Source organism: Agrobacterium sp. 10MFCol1.1 (genome assembly GCF_000381165.1).
GTDB classification, from domain to species: domain Bacteria; phylum Pseudomonadota; class Alphaproteobacteria; order Rhizobiales; family Rhizobiaceae; genus Agrobacterium; species Agrobacterium tumefaciens.
Map to the genome: position 1 here is coordinate 344,470 of NZ_KB906075.1, position 24,541 is coordinate 369,010.

The 24,541-nt window shown below is 58.2% G+C and carries 22 protein-coding genes; 19 read left to right on the forward strand and 3 right to left on the reverse strand.

Annotation, left to right across the window (positions count from 1 at the left end):
• Window positions 1–6 precede the first annotated feature (6 nt).
• The 13 genes from rpsB to lpxB all read left to right on the forward strand — a co-directional run bounded on the left by rpsB (window position 7) and on the right by lpxB (window position 13,295).
• Window positions 7–774: a 30S ribosomal protein S2 gene (gene rpsB / locus F617_RS0112940; protein WP_003512836.1), complete on the forward strand. Its 768-nt coding sequence runs from the start codon at window positions 7–9 to the stop codon at window positions 772–774.
• A 362-nt stretch (window positions 775–1,136) separates the two neighbouring features.
• Window positions 1,137–2,063 (forward strand): translation elongation factor Ts, encoded by a 927-nt coding sequence (gene tsf, locus F617_RS0112945; protein ID WP_003512838.1) that lies wholly within the window; start codon window positions 1,137–1,139, stop codon window positions 2,061–2,063.
• Window positions 2,064–2,160: 97 nt separating this feature from the next.
• Window positions 2,161–2,883, forward strand: coding sequence for a UMP kinase (gene pyrH, locus F617_RS0112950; RefSeq protein WP_003502561.1), 723 nt, complete (start codon window positions 2,161–2,163; stop codon window positions 2,881–2,883).
• A gap of 66 nt (window positions 2,884–2,949) precedes the next feature.
• Entirely contained in the window at window positions 2,950–3,507 is a 558-nt protein-coding gene (frr, locus tag F617_RS0112955) for a ribosome recycling factor (protein ID WP_003512840.1), read from the forward strand.
• 64 nt (window positions 3,508–3,571) lie between these two features.
• Window positions 3,572–4,315: an isoprenyl transferase gene (locus F617_RS0112960; protein WP_003512842.1), complete on the forward strand. Its 744-nt coding sequence runs from the start codon at window positions 3,572–3,574 to the stop codon at window positions 4,313–4,315.
• Complete coding sequence (locus F617_RS0112965; RefSeq protein ID WP_003512845.1) at window positions 4,315–5,148, forward strand: phosphatidate cytidylyltransferase; 834 nt, start codon at window positions 4,315–4,317, stop codon at window positions 5,146–5,148. The genes F617_RS0112960 and F617_RS0112965 overlap by 1 nt, the downstream gene beginning before the upstream one ends.
• Window positions 5,149–5,197: 49 nt before the next feature.
• The gene (gene rseP, locus F617_RS0112970) at window positions 5,198–6,319 is read left to right on the forward strand and encodes an RIP metalloprotease RseP (protein ID WP_019565535.1); all 1,122 of its coding nucleotides are present in this window, start codon (window positions 5,198–5,200) and stop codon (window positions 6,317–6,319) included.
• Window positions 6,320–6,518: 199 nt separating this feature from the next.
• Window positions 6,519–8,843, forward strand: coding sequence for an outer membrane protein assembly factor BamA (bamA, locus tag F617_RS0112975; RefSeq protein WP_019565536.1), 2,325 nt, complete (start codon window positions 6,519–6,521; stop codon window positions 8,841–8,843).
• Window positions 8,844–8,892: 49 nt separating this feature from the next.
• Window positions 8,893–9,960 carry a UDP-3-O-(3-hydroxymyristoyl)glucosamine N-acyltransferase gene (lpxD, locus tag F617_RS0112980; protein WP_013636019.1) on the forward strand — a complete coding sequence of 356 codons (1,068 nt, stop codon included), beginning with the start codon at window positions 8,893–8,895 and terminating at the stop codon, window positions 9,958–9,960.
• On the forward strand, window positions 9,953–10,420 hold the full coding sequence (fabZ, locus tag F617_RS0112985) for a 3-hydroxyacyl-ACP dehydratase FabZ (RefSeq protein ID WP_013636020.1): 468 nt from the start codon (window positions 9,953–9,955) through the stop codon (window positions 10,418–10,420). Before lpxD ends, fabZ begins: the two co-directional genes overlap by 8 nt.
• Window positions 10,417–11,232 carry an acyl-ACP--UDP-N-acetylglucosamine O-acyltransferase gene (lpxA, locus tag F617_RS0112990; RefSeq protein ID WP_013636021.1) on the forward strand — a complete coding sequence of 272 codons (816 nt, stop codon included), beginning with the start codon at window positions 10,417–10,419 and terminating at the stop codon, window positions 11,230–11,232. Before fabZ ends, lpxA begins: the two co-directional genes overlap by 4 nt.
• Window positions 11,233–11,235: 3 nt before the next feature.
• Window positions 11,236–12,117 (forward strand): LpxI family protein, encoded by an 882-nt coding sequence (locus F617_RS0112995; RefSeq protein ID WP_003512855.1) that lies wholly within the window; start codon window positions 11,236–11,238, stop codon window positions 12,115–12,117.
• Entirely contained in the window at window positions 12,114–13,295 is a 1,182-nt protein-coding gene (gene lpxB, locus F617_RS0113000; RefSeq protein WP_019565537.1) for a lipid-A-disaccharide synthase, read from the forward strand. The genes F617_RS0112995 and lpxB overlap by 4 nt, the downstream gene beginning before the upstream one ends.
• A 130-nt stretch (window positions 13,296–13,425) precedes the next feature.
• Here the strand turns inward: lpxB and gltA are convergent, their stop codons facing one another.
• Window positions 13,426–14,715, reverse strand: a complete 1,290-nt coding sequence (gene gltA, locus F617_RS0113005) for a citrate synthase (protein ID WP_003496202.1) — start codon at window positions 14,713–14,715, stop codon at window positions 13,426–13,428.
• A 306-nt stretch (window positions 14,716–15,021) separates the two neighbouring features.
• Between gltA and F617_RS0113010 the strand changes: the two genes are divergently transcribed.
• Complete coding sequence (locus F617_RS0113010) at window positions 15,022–17,457, forward strand: ComEC/Rec2 family competence protein (protein WP_019565538.1); 2,436 nt, start codon at window positions 15,022–15,024, stop codon at window positions 17,455–17,457.
• A 16-nt stretch (window positions 17,458–17,473) separates the two neighbouring features.
• Here the strand turns inward: F617_RS0113010 and F617_RS0113015 are convergent, their stop codons facing one another.
• Window positions 17,474–18,157, reverse strand: coding sequence for a glutathione S-transferase family protein (locus F617_RS0113015; protein WP_019565539.1), 684 nt, complete (start codon window positions 18,155–18,157; stop codon window positions 17,474–17,476).
• Window positions 18,158–18,596: 439 nt separating this feature from the next.
• Window positions 18,597–19,319, reverse strand: a complete 723-nt coding sequence (gene lexA, locus F617_RS0113020) for a transcriptional repressor LexA (protein ID WP_003512859.1) — start codon at window positions 19,317–19,319, stop codon at window positions 18,597–18,599.
• Between the two features lie 210 nt (window positions 19,320–19,529).
• On the opposite strand from lexA, the gene F617_RS0113025 reads away from it, so the two are divergent.
• The 5 genes from F617_RS0113025 to pdhA all read left to right on the forward strand — a co-directional run bounded on the left by F617_RS0113025 (window position 19,530) and on the right by pdhA (window position 24,530).
• A complete protein-coding gene (locus F617_RS0113025; protein WP_019565540.1) occupies window positions 19,530–20,411 on the forward strand; it encodes a VOC family protein in 882 nt (293 codons plus the stop codon).
• On the forward strand, window positions 20,411–21,256 hold the full coding sequence (gene kdsA, locus F617_RS0113030) for a 3-deoxy-8-phosphooctulonate synthase (protein WP_019565541.1): 846 nt from the start codon (window positions 20,411–20,413) through the stop codon (window positions 21,254–21,256). Before F617_RS0113025 ends, kdsA begins: the two co-directional genes overlap by 1 nt.
• 147 nt (window positions 21,257–21,403) lie before the next feature.
• A complete protein-coding gene (gene eno, locus F617_RS0113035; RefSeq protein WP_003512870.1) occupies window positions 21,404–22,678 on the forward strand; it encodes a phosphopyruvate hydratase in 1,275 nt (424 codons plus the stop codon).
• A gap of 337 nt (window positions 22,679–23,015) precedes the next feature.
• Complete coding sequence (locus F617_RS0113040; protein WP_003512872.1) at window positions 23,016–23,333, forward strand: septum formation initiator family protein; 318 nt, start codon at window positions 23,016–23,018, stop codon at window positions 23,331–23,333.
• A 153-nt stretch (window positions 23,334–23,486) separates the two neighbouring features.
• Entirely contained in the window at window positions 23,487–24,530 is a 1,044-nt protein-coding gene (pdhA, locus tag F617_RS0113045) for a pyruvate dehydrogenase (acetyl-transferring) E1 component subunit alpha (protein WP_003512874.1), read from the forward strand.
• Window positions 24,531–24,541 lie beyond the last annotated feature (11 nt).

Sequence of the window (24,541 nt, forward strand, 5' to 3'; positions counted from 1 at the left end):
CTAGGCATGGCATTGCCCGATTTTTCTATGCGTCAGCTTCTGGAAGCTGGTGTTCACTTTGGTCACCAGACGCATCGCTGGAACCCGAAGATGAAGCCGTACATCTTCGGCGACCGTAACAACATCCACATCATCGACCTGGCTCAGACCGTTCCGATGCTGTCGCGCGCCCTTCAGGTCGTGTCCGACACCGTTGCTCGTGGCGGCCGCGTTCTGTTCGTCGGCACCAAGCGTCAGGCGTCTGAAATCATCGCCGACAGCGCAAAGCGTTCGGCCCAGTATTACGTCAACTCCCGCTGGCTCGGCGGCATGATGACCAACTGGAAGACGATCTCCAACTCGATCCAGCGTCTGCGCAAGGTTGACGAGATTCTGAACTCGGAAGGCACCGGCTATTCCAAGAAAGAGCGTCTGACCCTCGAGCGCGAACGCGAAAAGCTTGAAAAGGCTCTCGGCGGTATCCGCGATATGGGCGGCGTTCCGGACCTGATGTTCATCATCGACACCAACAAGGAAAAGATCGCGATCGAAGAAGCCAAGCGTCTTGGCATTCCGGTCGTTGCGATCATCGACTCCAACTGCGACCCGGATCACATCGACTACCCGATCCCGGGTAACGACGACGCATCGCGCGCCATCTCGCTCTATTGCGACCTGATCGCCCGCGCCGCCATCGACGGCATCCTGCGTCAGCAGGGTTCGTCCGGCCGCGACATCGGCGCTTCGGAAGAAGCTCCGATCGAGCCCGCGCTCGAAGACGAGGCTGGCGCCTGATATAGGCCCTGTCTGGCGGCGATTTCGTGTCGCCGTCTCCTCGACCAGGATATGACAAGGCCGTCAAAGACCGTAAATGGGTTGACGGCCTTGTTCGTTTCAAACCGCTCCGTCGGGGCTTCGGTGAAGTCTCTGGCGTTTTGATGCGGATGAAATCCGGTGCCAGCATTCATAACGCTGTCACACTTGAGCGGCACCCATCGTTTCGACGTATGGAGACGCCGCAGCACTTGGGAATGCGCATGCCCCTTTCCTGAAATCGTCCCGGTTTCAAAGGGTGTGCGGCCGGGTACACTCATCACCCAGAACTTCGGCACGGCGAATTCAGCCGGCTGACCGATCGAACCGATAAGAGGCAAACAATGACCGAAATCACAGCCGCAATGGTGAAGGAACTGCGCGAGAAATCCGGCGCAGGCATGATGGACTGCAAGAAGGCTCTTGCTGAAACCAATGGCGACATGGAAGCGGCGATCGACTGGCTGCGCGCCAAGGGCATCGCAAAGGCCGACAAGAAGTCTGGCCGTACGGCTGCCGAAGGTCTGATCGGCGTCGCCACCATGGGTCACAAGGCTGTTGTTGTCGAACTCAACTCCGAAACCGACTTCGTTGCCCGCAACGACGCGTTCCAGGATCTCATTCGCGGCATTGCCCAGGTAGCGCTCTCCACCGACGGCACCGTTGAAGCCGTCAGCGCCGCCACCTATCCGGCAACCGGCAAGTCCGTTTCCGACAGCATCAAGGACGCGATCGCCACCATCGGCGAGAACATGACGCTGCGCCGTTCGGCAGCACTCGAAGTCGAGCACGGCGTTGTCGCGACCTACATCCACAATGCTGCCGGCGAAGGCATCGGCAAGCTTGGCGTTCTCGTTGCCCTGAAGTCGGTTGGCGACAAGGCCGTTCTGAGCTCCATCGGCCGCCAGGTCGCCATGCACATTGCTGCAACCAACCCGCTCGCCATCCGCGCCGAGGAAGTTGACGCAGCCGTGGCCGAGCGCGAACGCAACGTCTTCATCGAGCAGGCCCGTGAATCCGGCAAGCCGGAAGCCATCATCGAAAAGATGGTTGATGGCCGTATGCGCAAGTTCTTCGAAGAAGTCGCTCTTCTGTCGCAGGCTTTCGTCATCAACCCCGACATCACTGTCGGCGCTGCCGTCAAGGAAGCTGAAAAGGAAGCCGGTGCTGCTATCGAAGTGACGGGCATGGTTCGCCTGCTGCTCGGCGAAGGCGTCGAAAAGGAAGAAAGCGATTTCGCAGCAGAAGTCGCTGCAGTCGCCAAGGGCTGATTATATTTACCCAATCTTGGGAAAACGGGAGGGCATCGCGTGACAACGCGGTGCCCTTCGTGTATCCGCGTTTCGGTTACATTTCCGAGGAGTCATGATGTCTTCCAAGCCGATCTACAAACGTGTTCTTCTCAAGGCTTCCGGCGAAGCCCTTATGGGCGATCAGGGTTTCGGTATCGATGTGGCGGTTGCAGACCGTATCGCCTCCGATATTGCCGAGGCGAGGGCGATGGGCGTTGAAGTCGGCGTTGTCGTCGGCGGTGGCAATATTTTTCGCGGCGTTGCCGTGGCGTCCAAGGGCGGTGATCGCGTTACCGGCGACCATATGGGCATGCTGGCCACCGTCATCAACGCGCTGGCGCTCGCAACCTCCCTGCGCAAGCTCAGCATTGACACCGTCGTTCTGTCCGCAATTGCGATGCCGGAAATCTGTGAGAGCTTCTCGCAGCGTGCAGCGCTCCACCATCTGGCGCAGGGCCGCGTGGTGATTTTTGCCGGCGGCACGGGCAACCCCTTCTTCACCACCGATTCCGCTGCAGCGCTGCGCGCCGCGGAAATGGGCGCGGAAGCAATCTTCAAGGGCACCCAGGTGGACGGCATCTATTCCGCCGATCCGAAAAAGGACCCGACAGCCACCCGTTTCGACGAGCTGACCCACAGCGAAGTGCTCGGCAAGGGACTGGCGGTCATGGATATTGCAGCTGTCGCGCTTGCCCGCGAGAATCACATCCCGATTATTGTTTTCTCGATCCACGAGAAGGGCGGTTTCGCGCAGATATTGACCGGCGGCGGCCGCAAGACCATCGTGCACGACAAATAATCAAAAAACGATGTCGCCCCTGTGGCGTATTCCGGCCGCCACGGCCGATAGAGATGGAGTATCAAGATGAGTGGTATTGACCTCAACGATATCAAGCGCCGCATGGATGGTGCCATCAATGCATTCAAAAGCGATATCGCATCGCTGCGCACCGGCCGCGCTTCGGCCAACATTCTCGATCCGGTGACTATCGAGGCCTATGGCTCGCGCGTTCCGCTAAACCAGGTCGCAAACATCACGGTTCCGGAGCCGCGTATGCTCGGCGTCAACATCTGGGACAAGTCGATGGTGAACGCCGTCGACCGTGCCATCCGTGAATCCAATCTCGGCCTCAACCCGATCGTTGATGGTCAGAACCTGCGTATCCCGCTGCCCGAACTCAACGAGGAGCGCCGCAAATCGCTCGTCAAGGTAGCTCATGACTACGCCGAGAAGTCCAAGGTGGCGATTCGTCACGTGCGTCGCGATGGCATGGATGGTCTGAAAAAAGCCGAAAAAGACGGTGATATCGGTCAGGACGAAAGCCGTGGACAGTCGGAAAAAGTGCAGAAAATCACCGACGACACGATTTCGGAAATTGAGCGCTTGCTTGGCGAGAAGGAAAAGGAAATCATGCAGGTCTAGTATCGCTTGCGATAGACCTGTATTTTATTCGTTTTAATTCCGCGCTGCCTGTTACTGGATCGATATGCCGACGACGACACGTTCCTCAATACCCGAGCACGTCGCCATCATCATGGATGGAAATGGGCGATGGGCAAAACAGCGCGGTCTTCCGCGCGTGATGGGGCATCGCCGCGGGGTCGAGGCTGTGCGCGAAACGGTGCGTGCGGCCGGCGACTGCGGTGTCCGCTACCTCACACTTTTCGCGTTCTCGTCGGAAAACTGGCGCAGGCCCGAATCCGAGGTCAGCGACCTGATGGGGCTCTTGAAGGCTTTCATTAGGCGCGACCTTGCGGAACTGCACCGCGAAAACGTGCGTGTACGCATCATCGGCGATAGGCAGGGACTGAAAAACGATATCCGCAGTCTTCTCGAAGAAGCGGAACACATGACGGCTGACAACACCAGGCTGACGCTGGTGATTGCCTTCAATTACGGCAGCCGTGACGAGATCGCCCGCGCGACAATGGCTATTGCCCGCGATGTCGCCGAAGGCCGGCTGGATGCAGAATCGATCACGCCGGAGATTATTTCGGCAAGACTTGATACATCAGGCATACCGGATCCTGATCTGATCATCCGCACCAGCGGCGAGGAACGGCTGTCGAACTTCCTGCTCTGGCAGGCTGCCTATTCCGAGTTTCTGTTCGTTCCCGAATATTGGCCCGACTTCGACCGGCAGCGGTTTTTTTCCGCAATCGAGCAATATGCAACGCGTGATCGCCGTTTTGGCGCTCTGGCCGAGCAGGTTGCCGTGGCAGGCGCCTGATGAGCCGTGAACTCAGACTGCGGATCATATCCGCAATCGTCATGGCGGCGGTCATTTTGGCTGCGACCTGGTATGGCGGCATTCTGTTCCGCATCGTGGCCGGTCTGCTGGCGATCCTCATCTATTATGAATGGGCGACAATCACCCGCATGTCGGAAACCAATTCCACCGGCAATGCCTGGGGCTGGTTTGCGGTCGCCGTCATCGCCGGCAACACGATTTTCGGCGAACCTTCGCTCGACCTGCCTCTACTCTCTGGCTTCACGCTAACGGCGGCACTTTTTCCCGTCTTGCGTGGCAGAAACTGGTGGCTGGTGGGCGGCATCGTTTATGCGGGTCTGAGCGGCATATCGCTGGCCGCCATTCGCGGCGATGAGCTGACCGGTTTTGTCGCCATCCTGTTCATTTTCGCTGTCGTCTGGTCAACGGATATTCTCGCTTATTTCGTCGGGCGCGCCATCGGCGGGCCAAAGCTTGCGCCGTCGATCTCACCGGGCAAGACTTGGTCAGGCGCAATCGGCGGAGCGGTGGCCGCATTGATCGGCGGCGGCGCGGTGTCTCTTGCCTATCACGGCAGGATCAGCCTGCTGCTGCTTGGACTCGCTCTCATTCTTTCGGTGTTCAGCCAGATAGGCGATCTCTTCGAATCCTTCGTGAAACGGCGTTTTCAGGTCAAGGATTCGAGCCATCTCATTCCCGGCCATGGCGGCTTCATGGACCGGGTTGACGGTCTTGTTTTCGCCTGCTTTACGGTATTCCTCATTGCTTTCGTGCATGCGGCGGCAACCGGCGACGTGCCCGGATCGGGCGGCGGCCTGTTGCCGGGCTTTTAAGCGGCACGCAAGGTCATGAAATAAAGGGCAGATTGTCATGAACACAGTAATGGCGGCGACCGGTTTTCTGACCGGCTATATCGTGCCCTTCGTCCTCGTACTTTCCCTGCTCGTTTTCGTCCATGAAATGGGCCACTACCTTGTCGGCCGCTGGAGCGGCATTCGCTCCACCGCCTTTTCCATCGGTTTTGGCCCGGAGCTGATCGGCTTTACCGACAGGCACGGCACGCGCTGGAAGATTTCCGCCATACCGCTCGGCGGCTATGTAAAATTCTTCGGCGACGAGGATGCGTCCAGCAAGCCGGATAGTTCCGGCCTGTCGCATATGTCGCTTGAGGAGAGGGCGCAGACGCTTTCCGGCGCTAAGCTGTGGAAAAGGGCGGCGACGGTTGCCGCCGGACCTATTGCCAATTTCATTCTCGCCATTCTCATCTTCGCGGTCCTGTTCGGTGTCTATGGCCGTATGATCGCCGATCCGGTCGTGGCGGAAGTGCGTGAAAACAGCGCGGCTGCGGCCGCCGGCGTGCACCCCGGTGACCGCCTCGTTGCGATCGACGGTGAAAAGGTCAAGACGTTCGAGGACGTACGCCGTTATGTCGGCATCCGTCCGGGCACGCCGATCACCGTGACCGTCGAAAGGGCAGGCGAGGAGCTGAAGCTGCCGATGGTTCCGACCCGCACCGAAACCACGGACCAGTTCGGCAACAAGCTGGAAATGGGCATCATCGGCATTGTCACCGACCAGAACAGCGGCAATTTCCGCCACATCGAGTATTCGCCGTCTGAGGCGCTGCTTGAGGGCGTGCGTGAAACGGGCCACGTCATCACCGGTACTTTCAACTACATCGGTAACCTCGTGACCGGGCGCATGAACGCCGATCAACTGGGCGGTCCAGTCCGCGTAGCACAGGCTTCGGGCCAGATGGCGACGCTCGGTATTTCGGCCGTCATCCAGCTTGCAGCGGTTCTTTCCGTATCGATCGGTCTTTTGAACCTGATGCCTGTGCCGGTTCTGGACGGCGGACATCTGGTGTTTTATGCAATCGAGGCCATCCGCGGCAGACCGCTTGGTGCCGGTGCGCAGGAGGTTGCGTTCCGTATCGGCATGGCAATGATTTTGGGTCTTATGGTTTTTGCAACATGGAATGATATCAGCAGCTTGATTGGCTGAGGATAGTGTTTTAACGGTTTTGTTAGTCGATTGTTTACCCTGTTTTTATCCCGAAGTGGCGAATGCGCCACTCTGGATCACGAAGTAAACAGAATTTAACGTTCTGACTTGCTTGTAGGGGAAAAGCAGGTAAAACGACGCACATGGCCGGAGTCGGGTTCCGCCCGCTGAGGGACAACGTAAAAAGGTAAGAATTGAAATGAAGGCTGGTTCAAGATTTTTGAACGCGGTGTCGGCGGTTGCGCTGTCTGCTGGTGTTTCTTCGGTTGCGGGCCTCGGCGTGCTTGCCTCTGCTGGTGTTGCGAATGCAGCCGTCATCAGCAAGATTGATGTTCGTGGCGCTGAGAGATCCGGTGCGGACTCCGTACGCTCCAACATTACCATTGCGCCGGGTAAGAACTTTTCCAATTCGGATATCGATGAATCGGTGAAGCGTCTTTACGCCACCGGTTACTTCTCGAATGTCTCCATGCGCGTTTCCGGCAGCACGCTGGTTGTAACGGTCAACGAAAACCAGCTCGTCAATCAGGTGGTTTTCAACGGCAACCGCAAGATCAAGGACGACAAGCTCGCTGGCGTCGTGCAGACCCAGCCGCTCGGCCCGTTCAATCAGGCAATCGTTACTGCCGATATCGCGCGCATCAAGGAAGCCTATTCCGCGATCGGCCGCAGCGACGTCGAAATCACCACCCAGACCGTTTCCGTTGGTCAGGGCCGTGTGAACATCGCTTTCGTCATTAACGAAGGCGAGCGCACGAAGATCGGCCGCATCGATTTTGTCGGCAACAATTCCTATAGCGACGGTCGTCTGGCCGCTGTCATCAATACCAAGAAGTCCAACATGCTGTCGTTCCTGACACGCAAGGACGTCTATAACGAGGACAAGCTGCGCGCCGACGAAGAGGCGCTGCGCCAGTTCTACTACAACCGTGGTTATGCCGACTTCCGGGTCGTGTCGTCCGACGCGGTGCTTGATGAGTCCAAGAACGAATACACCATCTCCATCACGGTCGACGAAGGCAAGAAGTACGACTTCGGCAACGTCGCAGTCGAATCGACTGTTCCGGGTATTGACGGCTCCGAGCTTCAGGGTCTCGTGGAAACCCGCCAGGGCGCTAGCTACAGCGCCAAGGAAGTCCAGCAGAGCATGGAAGCGATTTCCAAGCGCGTTGCCGGTGAGGGGTATCCTTTCGCCCGTGTAACGCCGCGCGGCGACCGCGATATGTCCGGTAACACCATCGGTGTGACCTATATCGTCGATCAGGGCGAGCGCGCCTATGTCGAGCGTATCGAAATCCGTGGCAACACGCGTACGCGTGACTACGTCATTCGCCGCGAGTTCGATATTTCCGAAGGCGATGCTTTCAACCAGACGGTCATCACGGCTGCCAAGCGCCGCCTTGAAGCGCTCGGTTATTTTTCGAAGGTCAATGTCTCGACTGCCGGCGGCAGCGCGCCTGACCGCGTCGTCATCGTTGTCGACGTGGAAGATCAGTCGACAGGTTCGTTCGGTATCGGTGCGGGTTACTCGCAGAACGATGGTGTGCTGCTTGAAGCATCGATCGAAGAGAAGAACTTCCTCGGTCGTGGCCAGTACATTCGTCTCGCCGCCGGTGCGGGTGAAGACGATGCACGCAGCTACACGCTGTCCTTCACCGAGCCGTATTTCCTTGGTTACCGTCTGGCCGCAGGTTTCGACCTGTTCAAGAGCCAGAGCCGCAGCGAAGACTATTACGATTACGACGAGCAGGGCTTCGCACTGCGCGTGACGGCGCCGATCACCGAGAACCTCTCGACGACGTTCAAGTACACCTACAAGCAGCTCAACTACGACGGTGAGGGCGATTGGGAAACCGGCAGCAATCTTGCCGAGCCCTATAAGGCTCTGATCCGTGGCGGTGACTGGACACAGTCCATCATCTCCAACACGCTGAACTACAATACGCTCGACGACCGCAACATGCCGCGCGAAGGCTGGCAGGCTGCCTTAACGAACGAATTTGCAGGCCTCGGCGGCGATTCCGAATATTACAAGATCTACGCCAAGGCGCGCTTCTACTACACGCTTTCGGACGAGTACGATGTTATCGGCTCGCTCACCGGTCAGGCGGGTCACGTCGTTCCGACGGGCGACAATCTGCTGGTGTTCGATCAGTTCAAGTTCGGTGGTCGTCAGGTTCGCGGCTTCAAGAACGATGGTATTGGCCCGCGTATCGGTTCCGACTCCATCGGCGGCACGACCTACTTCGCGGCTTCTGCTGAAGTCACGGCTCCGATGCCAGGTGTTCCGGAAGATTTCGGCCTCCGTCTCGCCGGTTTCGTCGATGCCGGTACGCTGTACGGCAACAAGGTTGCCAATAGCGCAGGCGTGAAGGATGACAACTCCATCCGCGCATCCGCCGGTATCGGCGTGATGTGGGCATCGCCCTTCGGCCCGATCCGCGTCGACTATGCAGTTCCGATCGCCAAGGAAGACTACGACGAGGAACAGCGTTTCCGGTTTGGCATGTCCAACACTTTCTGATATCGGCAGTCCAGAACTGCAACTTTGAACGTTCTGGAGTGTCCGGCTAATGGAATACAACGCGTTTTTTCCGCCCCACGAGGGACTGCGATTGAAAGACATCGCAGACCGTTTTGGGGCGGAACTGTCTGATGAGGCGGCGGGAGAACGGATCATCAGGTCCGTTGCGCCGGTCTACCGGGCAAAACCCGACCAGCTCTGCTATATTCTTTCTCGCAAAAACCGCGATGAGTTGCCGACCTGTGAGGCTGGTGCCGTCATTTGTGACGCTGCACTTGCGGATATGCTGCCGTCTCACATCCCGGCGCTGATATCGAAAAACCCGCACACGCTTTTTGCGCAGGTAGGTGCCTTGTTGCATCCCGCCGCGATGCGTCCCGGTACGATTGTGGTGATGGAAGCTGAAGTTTCCCATACCGCGCATGTCGATCCGTCTGCAAAGCTGGAAGCTGGCGTGATTGTCGAGCCGCTTGCCGTGATTGGCGCTGGTGCCCATATCGGCGCCGGTACCCGGATCGGGCCTGGTGTCATCATCGGCGCGGATGTTCAGGTGGGGCGTGATTGCACGATTGCCGGCGGCGCGAGCATTCTTGCCGCTCTCATCGGCAACAATGTGATTATTCACAACGGAGCGCGCATCGGTCAGGACGGGTTCGGTTATGCGCCCGGTCCGCGCGGCATGCTGAAAATCGTGCAGATCGGCCGGGTTATCATTCAGGATAATGTTGAGATCGGCGCTAATACGACGATCGACCGTGGCACGATGGACGATACGGTCATCGGCGAAGGTACCAAGATCGACAATCAGGTTCAGATCGGCCACAACGTCCGCATCGGCCGCCATTGTGGCATCGTCAGCAAGGTCGGCATTGCGGGCAGCACCCGCATCGGCGATGGTGTGATGATCGGCGGCGCGGCGGGTATCAACGGCCATATCACTATTGGTGACGGCGTGCAGATTGCGGCGATGAGCGGTGTTGTCGCCGACGTTCCGGCCGGCGCCCGTTATGGTGGGACGCCAGCGCGTCCGATGAAGTATTTCCTGCGCGACATGGCCGATATTCTGGCGCGCGCTGAAGGGCGTGATAAAAAAACAGGAGAAAAAAACGATGACTGAAGAAACCAAGACGACGCTCGGCGCGGCTGACATTCTGGAAGTCATGAAGCTTTTGCCGCATCGTTACCCGTTCTTGCTCATCGACAAGATCATCGAGATCGATGGTAATAATTCGGCGATTGGCATCAAGAACGTGACGGTCAACGAACCGCATTTCACCGGTCATTTCCCGGATCGCCCGATCATGCCGGGCGTTTTGATCGTCGAGGCCATGGCCCAGACGGCAGGTGCGATCTGCGCCCGCAGCCAGGGTGAAGGCGGTTATCTCGTCTATTTCATGACAATCGACAATGCGCGCTTCCGTAGACCCGTCGTTCCCGGCGATCGTCTGGAAATTCATGTGGTCAAGCAGCGCCAGCGGGGCAATGTCTTCAAATTTCATTGCGAGGCCAAGGTCGAAGGCGCGCTGGTGGCGGAAGCTGACGTCGGTGCGATGATGATCCCCGAGGACCAGCAATGAGCACTATCGCGGCTTCGGCAAAAATTCACCCGACCGCCGTTGTCGAAGACGGCGCGGTTATCGGTGAAAATGTCGTCATCGGTGCCCTGAGCTATGTCGGCGCGAAAGTCACTCTGCAAGACGAGGTCACGCTGCACAATCATGCCGTCGTCTCCGGTCTCACCGTCATTGGCCGTGGTTCGGTCATCCATCCAATGGCCGTTATTGGCGGTACACCGCAGGCAATTCGCCACGATGGCTCGGAAACGACGCTCGAGATCGGTGCGCGCTGCATCATGCGCGAAGGCGTTACGATGAATGCGGGCAGCTCCGATGGCAGCGGCAAGACGATTGTCGGCGATGACAACCTGTTCCTCGCCAATTCGCATGTGGCGCATGATTGTCGCCTCGGCAGCCATATCATCCTGTCGAACAATGTGATGCTGGCGGGACATGTCACCATCGAGGACCGCGCTATCCTGGGCGGCGGCTGTGCCGTGCACCAGTTCACCCGAATCGGTCGTCAGGCCTTTATCGGCGGGTTGTCGGCGGTCAATTATGACGTCATTCCCTATGGCATGCTGAACGGTAATCCCGGCATTCTCGGCGGGCTGAATGTCGTTGGCATGACGCGTTCCGGTATAGACCGCGCGGATATTCACAAGGTCAGGCGCGTCTTCAAGCAGATCTTCGAAGGCGAAGGCGCTATCCGCAGCAATGCGGCTGCGATTGACCGCGCAGAATATCTCGATTGCCCCCAGGTCATCGAAATCCTCGATTTCATCGGTGCGGATAGCGACCGCGCGCTTTCCTCGCCAAACCGGGGCAAGTGAGCCGTGACAGGCGGCGGGCGTCTCGCCATCGTGGCCGGCAGCGGCCAGCTGCCGCTGCATGTCGCGGCGGCTGCGCGCGAGATGGGGGAGAACCCCTTCATTGTACAGCTGCGTGATGATTCCCAGTTTGACTGGAGCGGTTTCGACAATGCGGTGATTAGCGTCGGCGATGTCGCCGGGCTTGGTCGCCTGCTGCGCGAAAACCAGGTGGACCGCGTCGTGCTTTCCGGCGCAGTGGCGCGACGCCCTGAATGGCGGGAAATCCGCCCCACGATAGGCATATTGCTGAAACTGCCATCCATCGTCCGCACCCTGCTGTCGAGCGGCGATGACGCCGTTTTACAGATGGTCATCAAGGTCATCGGCACGCTTGGGGCAAAAGTCATTGGCGCCCACGAGATCGCACCCGGTCTGCTTGCTACGACCGGCCCTTTCGGTGCGCATAAACCTGCTGAAGACGATCTGCGCGACATACGCAAGGCCGCGCAGGCCGCACTGGCACTCGGCACGCTTGATGTCGGGCAGGGTGCAGTCGCCGTTGGCGGCCGTATCGTTGCACTGGAGGGCGTCGAGGGCACAGACGCGATGCTGGCGCGTGTCGCGGCATTACGCGCTGAGGGCCGCATCTCGACCCGTCGCAAGGGTGTTCTGGTGAAGCTCTGCAAGCCGCAGCAGGATATCCGCGCTGACTTGCCGACCATCGGCGTGGAAACGGTGGAGAACGCGCATAAGGCCGGGCTGGCGGGGATCGCCGTTGAAGCCGGGCGCGCGCTGGTACTTGATCGCGATGAGATGTTGAAGGCGGCAGATCAGGCCGGCATATTCGTCTGCGGTATCGATACGTCACTCGGTGAAGACATGATGGGCGGAGACATGGTGGGATGACGGCAACGTTGAAGGTGGCGGTTATAGCCGGCGAGGTATCCGGCGATCTTCTGGGCGCCGATCTCATCCGGTCCCTGAAAGGCCATTATTCGGGTTCTATCGAGCTGATGGGCGTCGGCGGTGAGGCTCTGGAGGCGCAGGGGCTGGTTTCGCTGTTCGATTATTCCGAACTCTCCATCATGGGCTTCACGCAGGTTCTGAAGAAGCTGCCGAAGCTGATTTCGCGGATCAACCAGACTGCGCAGGCAATCATTGTCGCCAAGCCGGATATTCTGCTGATCATCGACAGCCCGGATTTCACCCATCGTGTTGCGAAAAAAGTACGCAAACAATTGCCGCATCTGCCGGTTGTCAATTATGTCTGCCCCAGCGTCTGGGCGTGGAAGGAATATCGCGCCACCGCGATGTTGTCCTATGTCGATCACGTTCTGGCCCTGCTTCCATTTGAACCGGAGGCGATGCAGCGTCTCGGCGGCCCGCCGACAACCTTTGTCGGCCATCGCCTCAGCGTCGATCAAGACGTGCTCTCCGTGCGGCAGAGGCGGGCTGAGCGGCCCCTGCCTGCCAACGGCGAACCGAAAACCATTCTGCTCCTGCCGGGGTCACGTTCCACCGAAACGACCCGGTTGATGGAGCCGTTTCAGGAAGCGGCAAAAGCATATGTCGAGCGCAACGGCCCGACAAAGTTTCTGCTGCCGACAGTGCCGCGCCAGGAAAACCGCATCCGCGAACTGGCGGCAACATGGCCTCAGGATATCAGGCCTGAAATCGGCATCGATCCCGCCTTCAAGTGGAATGCATTTGCGCGCGCCGATGCGGCGATTGCCGCGTCCGGCACCGTTATTCTCGAGCTCGCGCTCGTCGGCGTACCAACCATATCGGTCTACAAGACCGACTGGATTTTCACGATGCTGAGCAAGCGGGTGAAAACCTGGACAGGTGCGCTTCCGAACCTGATTGCCGACTATGTCGTGGTGCCGGAATATTTCAACGAGGTGGTACGGGCAGGGTCGATGTTGCGCTGGGCCGAACGGCTCTCATCCGACACCACCGAACGGCGGGCGATGCTGGAAGGCTATGCTCTTGTGCAGGAGCGTTTGCACACCGAAGTGCCTCCTGGCGAAACCGGCGCCCTTATCCTTCTCGATGTGCTGAACAGCCGCAAGCAGCAAGGCTGAACCGGCAGCGATCCTGTCTGCTTCCTGGGGTTGGCAGGGCAGGTTTCGCTATTCTTATCGATGATCATATCCAACAAAAAAGCCGGCGGATAAAACCCGCCGGCTTTTTTATGTTGGTTGGTTTCCCGGCTTAACGCTTGGAAACCGGAACGTAGTCACGCTTGCCGGCGCCCGTGTAGAGCTGACGCGGACGGCCGATGCGCTGCTGCGGATCCTCGATCATTTCGTTCCACTGCGCGATCCAGCCGACGGTGCGGGCCAGTGCGAACAGCACGGTAAACATGGTCGTGGGGAAGCCAAGCGCCTTCAGCGTGATACCCGAATAGAAGTCGACGTTCGGGTATAGCTTCTTCTCGACGAAGTAAGGATCGGAAAGAGCGATCTTTTCGAGTTCGAGCGCGACCTGCATGATCGGATCGTCGGAGTTGCCGGTGGCTTCCAGCACTTCGTACATCGTCTTCTGCATGATCTTGGCGCGCGGGTCGTAGTTTTTGTACACGCGGTGGCCAAAGCCCATCAGGCGGAACGGATCGTTCTTGTCCTTGGCGCGGGCAATATATTCCGGAATGCGGTCAACCGTGCCGATTTCGTTGAGCATGTTGAGCGCCGCTTCGTTGGCGCCGCCATGTGCCGGACCCCAGAGGCAGGCGATGCCCGCTGCAATACAGGCGAACGGGTTTGCACCCGACGAACCGGCAAGACGCACCGTGGAGGTGGAAGCGTTCTGTTCGTGATCCGCATGCAGGATGAAGATGCGGTCCATGGCGCGGGCCAGAACCGGATCGACCTTGTACTCTTCGCAAGGCACGGCAAAGCACATGTGCAGGAAGTTGGAAGCGTAATCGAGGTCGTTCTTCGGGTAAACGAAGGGCTGGCCGATATGGTACTTGTAGGCCATGGCGGCGATCGTCGGCATTTTCGCGATCATCCGCAGCGAAGCGACCATGCGCTGGTGCGGATCCGTAATGTCGGTCGAGTCGTGATAGAAGGCCGAGAGAGCGCCGACCGTGCCGCACATGACAGCCATCGGATGTGCGTCGCGACGGTAGCCGGTGAAGAAGCGGCTCATCTGCTCGTGCACCATGGTGTGGCGCGTTACGCGGGTGTCGAAGTCCTTCTTCTGCGCAGCCGTCGGCAATTCGCCGTAAAGCAGCAGATAGCAGGTTTCCAAGAAGTCGCCCTGTTCGGCAAGCTGCTCGATCGGGAAGCCGCGGTGCAGAAGAACGCCTTCGTCACCATCGATATAGGTGATCTTGGATTCGCAGGAGGCTGTCGAGGTGAAGCCGGGGTCGTAGGTGAAGGAGCCCGTGTGCTTGTACAGCGTGGCGATATCGACGACGCTTGGTCCAATCGTGCCTTCCCTGACCGGGAGTTCGACCTGTTTTTCGCCAAGTGTCACTGTAGCGCTTTTTTCCGTCATACTGATCCTCCGAAAACATGCGGGTGGGGGCGTTGAGATACGCCCCGCGGTTAAGCGTCTACCGATTAGCTATATGATCCTTGCGCGGATGCCAAGCTATCCAAAGGTCAAATTGTGCATTGCGGCAAACGCAATCGCGTTGCTTCAGGCTTTCCCGGCAGCAGCAATTCAATCTCGGTCAACGCATCGTTAAAGTAAAGGATTGCAATCCCCAGCGCTGGTCTGCAAACCTGTTTTTGGTGCGGCAAGGGGCGGTGGGGATTGCTCGGTCAAGGGGAAAAACAGCATTTCGAATATGCTAAAACGATGCAGGGAGACTTGCCCGGCACACGGGAAATTCTGTTTCCTCTCCGCCGAAGCAGTGATGCGGCAACACATGACACTCCCGCCATTATTCCCGAGATTAACCGCAACACTACCGTGGCCGAAAAAATCGCCATGTGCCTGGCCGAGGAGCGCGCATTCGGCCACGATTTTCTTTTCATTCCCGTTTCCATCGGCTGCGGCGCGGTACTCTGGTTTTCTCTAGATGCCACGCCTTCCCCGGTCATTTTGATTGCCACATTTCTTTTTGTCGCCGTTCTGGCGCTCTTTGTGAGATACAAGGCTGGCATTACGGCGGCAGTTTGCGGCCCCTTCGCTTTTCTATTGCTCGGCATGCTTCTGGCCGATTTAGAAACCCGACGGGCAGGGACCGTGGTGCTGGATACCCCCGTCACCACCACCATCACCGGCACCGTGGCGCGCCGGGAGGTCGATGCACGCGGCTACTGGCGATATGTCGTCGATCTGACCGCAACAGCGGACCCGACATTGTCGCGTCCGCCGCAGAGGATATCGGTGCTTTCGCGTGGCGGAGGCGAGCCGATCGCACTCGGCGCAACCCTTCGCGGCAAGGTCCGCCTCTCGCCGCCGTCCGGCCCGGCCTTGCCGGGACTGAACGACTTCGCCTTCACGTCCTATTTCAGAGGCATAGGCGCGACCGGTTTCTTTTATAAATCACCGGATGCGCTTGTATCACCCGTTGGTGACGCAAGGCCTGACAAGGGTTGGTTGGAATGGGCCGATATGCGGCTTTACGGCCTTCGCAGCGCAATTGCCGAACGCATCCGCACCACCATCGGCGGTGATGCCGGAGCCTTCGCCGCCTCCATCATCACCGATGAGAGACAGGCTATATCGGCGGAGACGATGGAGGCGTTGCGGCTCTCCGGCCTTGCCCATATCGTTGCCATATCCGGGCTCAACATGGCACTGGCCTCCGGTATATTCTTTGTTGGCCTGAGACTGGCTTTCAGCTTGTTTCCCGCCTTTGCGCAGCGCTGGCCGGTCAAGAAGATCGCGGCTTTCGCGGCACTGCTGATGACGCTTGCCTATTATCTGATTTCCGGTTTTGCCGTTTCCGCCGAGCGTGCCTGGCTGATGATGTCTGTGATGCTGATCGCGGTCCTTTTCGATCAGCCATCACTCAGCCTCAGAAACGTTGCCATTTCCGCCCTGATCATTCTGGCTTTCTCGCCCTCGGAAATCATGGGTCCGAGTTTTCAGATGTCATTTGCCGCCACTATAGCGCTTGTGTCCGCCTATGCCTTCTGGAGCCGTTGGCGTACGGATCGCGAACGGCTGTTCATCGGGCGCAAGCCCGCATGGCTGAAGGTGGCGGAAATGATGGGCGCGGTCATTGGCGGCGTTATCACGACGTCGCTGATCGGGGGCCTTTCGACGGCGATCTATTCAGCCGAACATTTTCACCGTGTCACCACCTATGGACTGTTCGCCAATCTGGCTGCGATGCCGCTCATGTCGCTGATCGTCATGCCATTCGCTCTTATCGCAATGCTGCTGATGCCCTTCGGGCTCGACGCGCCGTTCCTGAAGATCATGGGTTATGGCATGGCACTCGTCATCGAGGTTGCAAACGAGGTGGCCTCCTGGGGCGGCAGCGCAGCGACTGGGCGTCCGCATGGCTGGTTTGTCGGTTTGGCTTCGGTGGGTTTCCTGCTGCTGACATTGCTGCGCAGCCGGCTTGCGCTTCTTGGCATCCCGTTTCTGCTCTTCGCCTTCGGCGTGTCGGCAGTTACGGCCTATCGTGATCTACCGGATCTATTGATTCACGAGGACGGCGAATTGGTGGCACTCGTGGAGGACGGCAAGGTCTCAACCACAAAAGCCCGTCCGCAGGGCTTCGTTTACGGCCAGTGGCAAAGGGCGCTGCTGCTGCCGGAAAAAACCGTGCCGCCAGATTTTATAAATGGTGAGAGCATGGCAAATACTGCTGGTTCTGACTCGAGATCGAAACTGTCGCCCGAAGACATGGCTGTGGTGGTACGCGAGATGACGGCGGCGCTCAAAGACGCCAAAGTTGGCGTCTTCACCTGCAGGAAAGACATATGGTGCGTAGCGAGCGCCGCAAGCGGAGAATGGATCGTCGTTCTGGACGATGGCCGCTTCGCCGGAAAAGCCTGCGATATTGCCGATATCGTCGTTGTTTCCCGCAGAACCTCTTTTTCGCAGTGCCGCTCGGGTGCACTCCTGCTCAGCCGTGACATCTTGCGGCGTCTCGGTTCTGTGGAAATAGATTTTGCTAACAAGAGGGAGGAGGGTGTGGCGAGCGGGCTGCGCGCCGCAATCGCCGGAACGGACAGGCCCTGGAGCCAGCACCGTTATTACGACTGGAAAAGCGGACGTTTCGACCGTGATCTGCCGCAGCCCATCATCCGGCTGCTGGCGGCGTCGCAATGACAGCCGCCAGCATGGATCATCGGGCCTTGGCGCGCAAATCTTCAGTCAATTCGCCGATCTCGCCAACTTCCTCTTCATGACCAGCGTCGCGCCAGCTCTCCTTCAAACCGGCCTCGTACCATTCTTGCATGGCAGGCAGGGCGAGCAGCCGGTCGCAATAGGCTTTCGCTGCTGGCGAAAGATCCGCGCTGCCATAGGTCTGGAAACGGAATGCAACCGGGCAGAAGAAAGCATCGACCGCCGTGAACTTTTGACCGGCGAGATATGGCCCGCCGAATTTTGTGAGACCCTCGCTCCACAACGCATCGATCCGCTTTATATCGGCTTTAAGCCCGGCATCGCCGCCCCTGGGTTTGACCCGAATGCCCACCGACATGGGATAGAGATTGCGCAGCGAGGAAAAGCCGGCATGCATCTCACTTGCGGCCGAACGCGACCAGGCCCTCGCATGCTTGTCGCTAGCCCAGACGCCCTGGTGTCTTTCAGCAAGGTATTCGACGATCGAAAGCGTTTCCCAAACCGTCATACCCTCGTCGACTAGGCAGGGCACCTTGCCCGTCGGCGAAAAGGAGGAGAAGGAGACGCCTTCGCCGAACGGAATGAGCTTTTCATCAAAGGCGATACCGAGCGTGCGCATCAATACCCACGGCCGCAGCGACCATGAAGAATAGTTCTTGTTGGCTATATAAAGATCGTACATGGCGTATCTCCCGGATATGACGCGTATTTCTACACCTGCCAAGCGTTCACGGAATATCGAAAATTATCCATGGCTCCCATAAGCGACGTTGATGAATGGTGATGTGGGGTCGCTGAGAGCGCGCCTTGCGATAAGTCACCCTTTGGTGACGACTAAAACTGACTGTGCAACACGACCGAACAACGTCGCTAAAAAACAGCGGATGGGATCGCTTCGACAATTACAGCGAGCAGCCCATTCGCCACCACGCCCGTAGCGAAACCGAAGCATCTTTATGGAGCAGGAACTCAGTTTAGAAAGGGCAACGCGCATAGGCTGAATGGCGCATATCCTCGTGCACCCGCAAAAGCACGCCACGTTTGGAAACAGCCAAACCCGATATAGGCGCCATCTTCACGATGACGCCTATTGTAAAGTGAATACGTTCGGTTCGATAAGATCAATGGTAGCGGCGGATCAGCCCAACCAGCTTGCCCTGAATTTTCACCCGGTCGGGCCCGAAGATACGGGTCTCATAGGCTGGGTTTGCCGCCTCGAGCGCAATGGAGGCACCCTTGCGGCGGAAGCGCTTCAGCGTGGCTTCCTCGTCATCCACCAGAGCCACAACGATGTCCCCGGGATTGGCAGTGTTGCCGTTGCGGATGATGACTGTGTCGCCGTCGAAAATGCCGGCCTCGATCATCGAATCACCCTTGACCTCAAGCGCGTAATGTTCGCCCGTGCCAAGCATGTCTACTGGCACTGCCACATCATGGGTGTTGTTCTGGATGGCGGAAATCGGCACGCCCGCAGCGATGCGGCCCATGACCGGCACGGTGACAGCCCCGCCCAGATCATTGGCCGGCGTCTTGGGGGCAGGGGCCGGTTCCGGCGTCTTGGGCTTGCCAAGGCTGCCTTCGATAACGCTCGGCGAAAAGCCGCGCTGCGGCCTTGCGCCCGGCGTATAAGCCTCGGGCAGCTTGATGACTTCCAGCGCCCGAGCTCTATTCGGTAGCCGACGAATGAACCCGCGCTCTTCGAGAGCGGTTATCAGGCGGTGGATGCCGGATTTCGAAGCAAGATCGAGTGCGTCCTTCATTTCATCGAAGGAGGGCGGCACGCCGGACTCTTTCATTCGTTCATGAATGAAGAGAAGCAATTCCTGCTGTTTGCGCGTGAGCATGAGGAAAACACCCTTTAGAATCGTAGTGGAAGTCGCGAAACAAATACAGAACGAACACTATATGTTCCATATGTGTTCTGCAATCCCCTAAAATTTCGTGAAGGTGCTATCTGTTGCTGTGATGATTTGCCTCATAGCACGCAATTGTGCTTTTGTGCGGTCAAAACCGTCCCGGCATGCTCCGGGCGGAAGGCCAGCAGGATACATGTCATGACGAAACCCTATAGCGTTGACCATCTCGTTTTGCCCGTGGAAGTCATAGGCGTCGCCGTGAAGCGCCTCGTCAGTCTTGGCTTTACGGTTGCGCCGGAGGCTCTGCATCCTTTCGGCACCCAAAATGCCTGCGTATTTTTCGCCGATGGCACCTATCTGGAACCGCTCGCAATTGCTGATCCGGCTAAATATAACGCGTCAATAGAGAGGGGTGATGTGTTCACCGGCAGGGATGTGGCCTTCCGGCAACGGGACGGGCAGGAGGGTTTTTCGGCTCTTGTCGCCAGGACTGAAGACGCCTTGGTTGACCATGAGCGGTTTCGGGCAGCCGCCCTTTCGGCGGGCGATGTTTTCGAGTTTTCGCGGCCTGTTCGGATGCCGGATGGCTCGCAAGGCGAGGCGGCGTTCCGGCTGGCTTTTGCGGCAAGCGGGGCGGCCGCGGATTTCTTTTTGTTCAGTTGTCAACGGCTTCAAGCCCTTCCGGGCGATCGCACCATGCTGGAGCGCCACGCCAATGGTGTCACCGGCCTCAGTGAAATCGTCCTGTTTACCGGCGGCGATGCGAAGGTGGCGGGCCTGATCGAGACGGTGTTTGGCTGTGAAGGTAAATGGTCTCCGGGCGGTGATATGGTTTTCGCGACTGGCAATGCCAGCATCAGATTGACCGGAAAACCGGCTTTCAGCGGGCAGGCCCTGAGTGCTCAGGATGGCAACGAAGGCGGATTGCGCGGCGCGGGCATCGTCTTTTCGTCACACGATCTTGCCGTGACAGAGGCGGTGCTTGCTGCTAATGGCGTGTCCTGCGCAAAAGCGGACGGCCGTCTGGTGGTGCCCGCAGCACCCGGTCAGGGTGTTGCCTTCGCCTTCGAGGAAAAATGATGAGCGTTACGAACAATCTTAAAGTCACTGCCGGCGACGGCGCCAGCAAGGTTTCCTTCTCGAATACCGAGCGGTTTTCGCTGATTGCCGGTCCCTGCCAGATGGAAAGCCGCGAACATGCCTTCATGATCGCTGGCGTCCTGAAGGAGCTTTGCGACAAGCTGGGAATAGGGCTTGTCTACAAGTCCTCTTTCGACAAGGCGAACCGCACTTCGCTTTCCGGCAAACGCGGCATCGGCCTGGATAACGCGATGCAGGTTTTTGCCGATCTCAAAAAGGAATTCGGTTTTCCTGTTCTGACCGACATCCACACGGAAGAGCAATGCGCCATCGTTTCCGAGGTAGTGGACGTGCTGCAGATCCCGGCGTTCCTAAGCCGCCAGACCGATCTTCTCGTTGCTGCCGCCAAGACCGGCCGCGTCATCAACGTCAAGAAAGGCCAGTTTCTGGCGCCCTGGGACATGAAGAACGTGCTTGCCAAGCTCAATGAGAGCGGCAATCCGAATGTGATGTTGTGCGAGCGCGGCGCGTCCTTCGGTTACAACACGCTGGTTTCCGACATGCGCTCGTTGCCGATCATGGCAGCGCTCGGCGCACCTGTCGTGTTCGATGCCACCCATTCGGTGCAGCAACCGGGCGGGCAGGGCGGCTCCACAGGTGGCCAGCGCGAATTCGTCGAGACGTTGGCGCGTGCGGCCGTTGCGGTTGGCGTGGCTGGTCTCTTCATCGAGACCCATGAGGATCCGGACAATGCGCCGTCAGACGGCCCGAACATGGTCCACCTGAAGGACATGCCGAAACTGCTCGAAAAGCTTCTGGCTTTCGACGCGATTACGAAAGCCTGATCGGCTGACCGTGACGGCGGGCACTTTTGTGCCAATCGATTTTAATGGCGGGCGGGCCGTTTCCGCTGCCCACCGTCATTGTAATTTCTTCGCCATCGTCTAAGACAGGCGACGGAAAATATCTGTTCCATTCCCAAGGGAGAGACCATGACTGCCATTACCGATATCATCGCGCGCGAAATTCTCGACAGCCGCGGCAATCCGACCGTTGAAGTCGACGTTTATCTCGAAGACGGCTCCATGGGCCGTGCCGCCGTTCCCTCCGGCGCCTCCACCGGCGCGCATGAGGCGGTTGAGCTGCGCGATGGCGGCAAGCGTTATCTCGGCAAGGGCGTGGAAAAGGCGGTCGAAGCCGTCAATACGGAAATCTTCGACGCGATTGGCGGTTTCGACGCTGAAAACCAGATCCAGATCGACCAGATGATGATCGCGCTCGACGGCACGCCGAACAAGTCGCGCATCGGCGCCAACGCCATCCTCGGCGTGTCGCTCGCCGTTGCGAAGGCTGCCGCTGAAGCGTCCGGCCTGCCGCTTTACCGTTATGTCGGCGGCCCGAACGCGCATCTGCTGCCGGTTCCGATGATGAACATCATCAACGGCGGCGCGCATGCTGATAACCCCATCGACTTCCAGGAATTCATGATCCTGCCGGTCGGCGCAGAAAATATTCGCGAAGCCGTGCGCATGGGCTCCGAAGTCTTCCATACGCTGAAAAAAGAACTGTCCGCACAGGGCCACAACACCAATGTCGGCGATGAGGGCGGTTTTGCACCGGGTCTCGAAAGCGCGCCGGCAGCACTCGATTTCATCATGAAGTCGATCGAAAAGGCTGGCTACCGTCCAGGCGACGACATGTTCATCGGTCTCGACTGTGCGGCGACCGAGTTCTTCAAGAACGGCAATTACGTTTATGAAGGCGAAGGCAAGACCCGTTCGCCGATCGAGCAGGCCGAATACCTGGCCGAGCTCGTGGCGAAATATCCGATCATCTCCGTTGAAGATGGCATGGCTGAAGACGACTGGGATGGCTGGAAGGCGCTGACCGATCTCATTGGCAACAAGTGCCAGCTGGTGGGCGACGATCTTTTCGTCACCAACTCCGCCCGCCTTCGCGACGGTATCAAGATGGGTGTCGCCAACTCCATCCTCGTCAAGGTCAACCAGATCGGTTCGCTTTCCGAGACGCTGGACGCAGTCGAAACCGCGCACAAGGCAGGTTACACCGCCGTCATGTCGCACCGTTCGGGCGAAACGGAAGATTCCACCATTGCCGATCTCGCGGTCGCAACCAACTGCGGTCAGATCAAGACCGGCTCGCTTGCCCGTTCCGACCGGCTCGCAAAGTACAACCAGCTTATCCGCATTGAAGAAATGCTGGGCCCGCAGGCTGCTTACGCCGGCCGTTCGATCCTGCGCGGATAATCCGCGTTCGGGTTTCGCGATATGGCCCGCCGCCTGGCGGGCCAGTCTCAGGGATGGGCGGTTTATCCGCACTGCTCACTCCCGAGTTGATCCGGGGTTCAGTCAGCCCAGGTCCCTGGGTTGAAAGGACTCTTTTCACGGCGAAGACGCGCTGTGGCTTGATGCCGGATCACGCTCGGCATAACGAACTCTCTCTGATATCGTCGTCATTATTAGCCCGCCTCTGGCGGGCTTTTTTGCGCCTATCAGCCGCGCGGAATTTTAAGGTCAACGGATAGTTAAACAATCCGCATTAGTCTCGAGACTCACATTATGCGTTTTAAGGCTTCTCTCCGGCATGTGGACCAGACATCATAAAAAGAGACGATTCGGCCGTTTAATCGTTCCGGCCATTACGATCGCTTTTCTTTCCTATTTCGGGTATCATTCCATCCACGGCGACTTCGGCCTTCAGGCGACGGAGCGGCTGGAGCGGCAGCGTATTGCCAGAACGGCAGAGCTTGCCAAGCTGACGCAGGCGCGCGTTGCGCTGGAGCGGCAGGTCGAATTATTGAGCGACGGTTCTCTCGAACGTGACATGATTGACGAGATTTCCCGTTATCAGTTGAATATGTCCCGTACGGACGAAATTGTCATCATGAATACCTACTTCTAATTAACCGAAATCAAGTTAATTAATGATTTGTGATTTATTCACAGCACTTTAGCATGAATATGTGCCATGCGTTTAAAGCATTGCTGCATGGCATTTTCTTGCATATGGTACGCGCCAATCTATCCATTCAAACGACAACTCAGGGAGGGATGAATGGCGCCGCGAAAAACCGCGTCCGTATCCGGCCGAAAGACAACGGCAAAGGCTGCAGGCGAATTCACCGGTAAGAACAGCCCGGACTTTTCGAAGGAAGAAGAGCTTCACGCCTATCGTGAGATGCTTCTCATCCGTCGCTTCGAGGAAAAGGCCGGCCAGCTTTACGGCATGGGCTTCATCGGTGGTTTCTGTCACCTCTACATCGGTCAGGAAGCCGTTGTTGTCGGCATGCAGATGTCTCAGAAGGAAGGCGATCAGGTCATCACCGCTTACCGTGACCACGGCCATATGTTGGCTCTGGGCATGAGCGCGCGTGGCGTCATGGCCGAATTGACCGGTCGCAAGGGCGGCCTGTCGAAAGGCAAGGGCGGCTCGATGCACATGTTCTCCAAGGAGAAGCATTTCTACGGCGGCCACGGCATCGTCGGTGCGCAGGTTTCGCTCGGAACCGGTCTTGCCTTCGCCAATAAATATCGCGGCAACGACAATGTCTCCGTGACCTATTTCGGTGACGGCGCCGCCAACCAGGGTCAGGTCTACGAGAGCTTCAATATGGCCGCTCTCTGGAAACTGCCGATCATCTATATCGTTGAAAACAACCGTTACGCCATGGGCACCTCGACCGCCCGCGCCACCGCACAGTCGAACTATTCGCTGCGCGGCCAGTCCTTCGGCATTCCCGGCATCCAGGTGGATGGCATGGATGTGCGCGCCGTAAAGGCCGCCGCCGATCAGGCGCTGGAACATTGCCGCTCCGGCAAGGGTCCGATCATTCTGGAAATGCTGACCTATCGTTACCGTGGTCACTCCATGTCCGACCCGGCGAAATACCGTTCGAAAGACGAAGTGCAGAAGATGCGCTCCGAACATGACCCGATTGAGCAGGTCAAGGCACGGCTTCTGGAGCAGGGCTGGGCAAGCGAAGACGAGTTGAAGGCCATCGACAAGGATGTCCGTGATATCGTCGCCGATAGCGCAGACTTCGCCCAGAACGACCCAGAGCCGGATGTATCCGAGCTCTACACCGACATTCTGCTCTGATCGGGAAAGGG

What these genes read in the sequence shown, in the direction of transcription:
- lpxD (WP_013636019.1), top strand. Translation starts at nt 8,893, where the DNA reads ATGGAATACAACGCGTTTTTTCCGCCCCACGAGGGACTGCGATTGAAA.
- F617_RS0112965 (WP_003512845.1), top strand. Translation starts at nt 4,315, where the DNA reads ATGAGCCGTGAACTCAGACTGCGGATCATATCCGCAATCGTCATGGCG.
- lpxA (WP_013636021.1), top strand. Translation starts at nt 10,417, where the DNA reads ATGAGCACTATCGCGGCTTCGGCAAAAATTCACCCGACCGCCGTTGTC.
- rseP (WP_019565535.1), top strand. Translation starts at nt 5,198, where the DNA reads ATGGCGGCGACCGGTTTTCTGACCGGCTATATCGTGCCCTTCGTCCTC.
- F617_RS0112960 (WP_003512842.1), top strand. Translation starts at nt 3,572, where the DNA reads ATGCCGACGACGACACGTTCCTCAATACCCGAGCACGTCGCCATCATC.
- lexA (WP_003512859.1), bottom strand. Translation starts at nt 19,319, where the DNA reads ATGCTCACGCGCAAACAGCAGGAATTGCTTCTCTTCATTCATGAACGA.
- rpsB (WP_003512836.1), top strand. Translation starts at nt 7, where the DNA reads ATGGCATTGCCCGATTTTTCTATGCGTCAGCTTCTGGAAGCTGGTGTT.
- eno (WP_003512870.1), top strand. Translation starts at nt 21,404, where the DNA reads ATGACTGCCATTACCGATATCATCGCGCGCGAAATTCTCGACAGCCGC.
- F617_RS0113025 (WP_019565540.1), top strand. Translation starts at nt 19,530, where the DNA reads ATGACGAAACCCTATAGCGTTGACCATCTCGTTTTGCCCGTGGAAGTC.
- pyrH (WP_003502561.1), top strand. Translation starts at nt 2,161, where the DNA reads ATGTCTTCCAAGCCGATCTACAAACGTGTTCTTCTCAAGGCTTCCGGC.
- F617_RS0113015 (WP_019565539.1), bottom strand. Translation starts at nt 18,157, where the DNA reads ATGTACGATCTTTATATAGCCAACAAGAACTATTCTTCATGGTCGCTG.
- bamA (WP_019565536.1), top strand. Translation starts at nt 6,519, where the DNA reads ATGAAGGCTGGTTCAAGATTTTTGAACGCGGTGTCGGCGGTTGCGCTG.
- kdsA (WP_019565541.1), top strand. Translation starts at nt 20,411, where the DNA reads ATGAGCGTTACGAACAATCTTAAAGTCACTGCCGGCGACGGCGCCAGC.
- frr (WP_003512840.1), top strand. Translation starts at nt 2,950, where the DNA reads ATGAGTGGTATTGACCTCAACGATATCAAGCGCCGCATGGATGGTGCC.
- pdhA (WP_003512874.1), top strand. Translation starts at nt 23,487, where the DNA reads ATGGCGCCGCGAAAAACCGCGTCCGTATCCGGCCGAAAGACAACGGCA.
- fabZ (WP_013636020.1), top strand. Translation starts at nt 9,953, where the DNA reads ATGACTGAAGAAACCAAGACGACGCTCGGCGCGGCTGACATTCTGGAA.
- F617_RS0113040 (WP_003512872.1), top strand. Translation starts at nt 23,016, where the DNA reads ATGTGGACCAGACATCATAAAAAGAGACGATTCGGCCGTTTAATCGTT.
- tsf (WP_003512838.1), top strand. Translation starts at nt 1,137, where the DNA reads ATGACCGAAATCACAGCCGCAATGGTGAAGGAACTGCGCGAGAAATCC.
- gltA (WP_003496202.1), bottom strand. Translation starts at nt 14,715, where the DNA reads ATGACGGAAAAAAGCGCTACAGTGACACTTGGCGAAAAACAGGTCGAA.
- F617_RS0113010 (WP_019565538.1), top strand. Translation starts at nt 15,022, where the DNA reads ATGCAGGGAGACTTGCCCGGCACACGGGAAATTCTGTTTCCTCTCCGC.
- lpxB (WP_019565537.1), top strand. Translation starts at nt 12,114, where the DNA reads ATGACGGCAACGTTGAAGGTGGCGGTTATAGCCGGCGAGGTATCCGGC.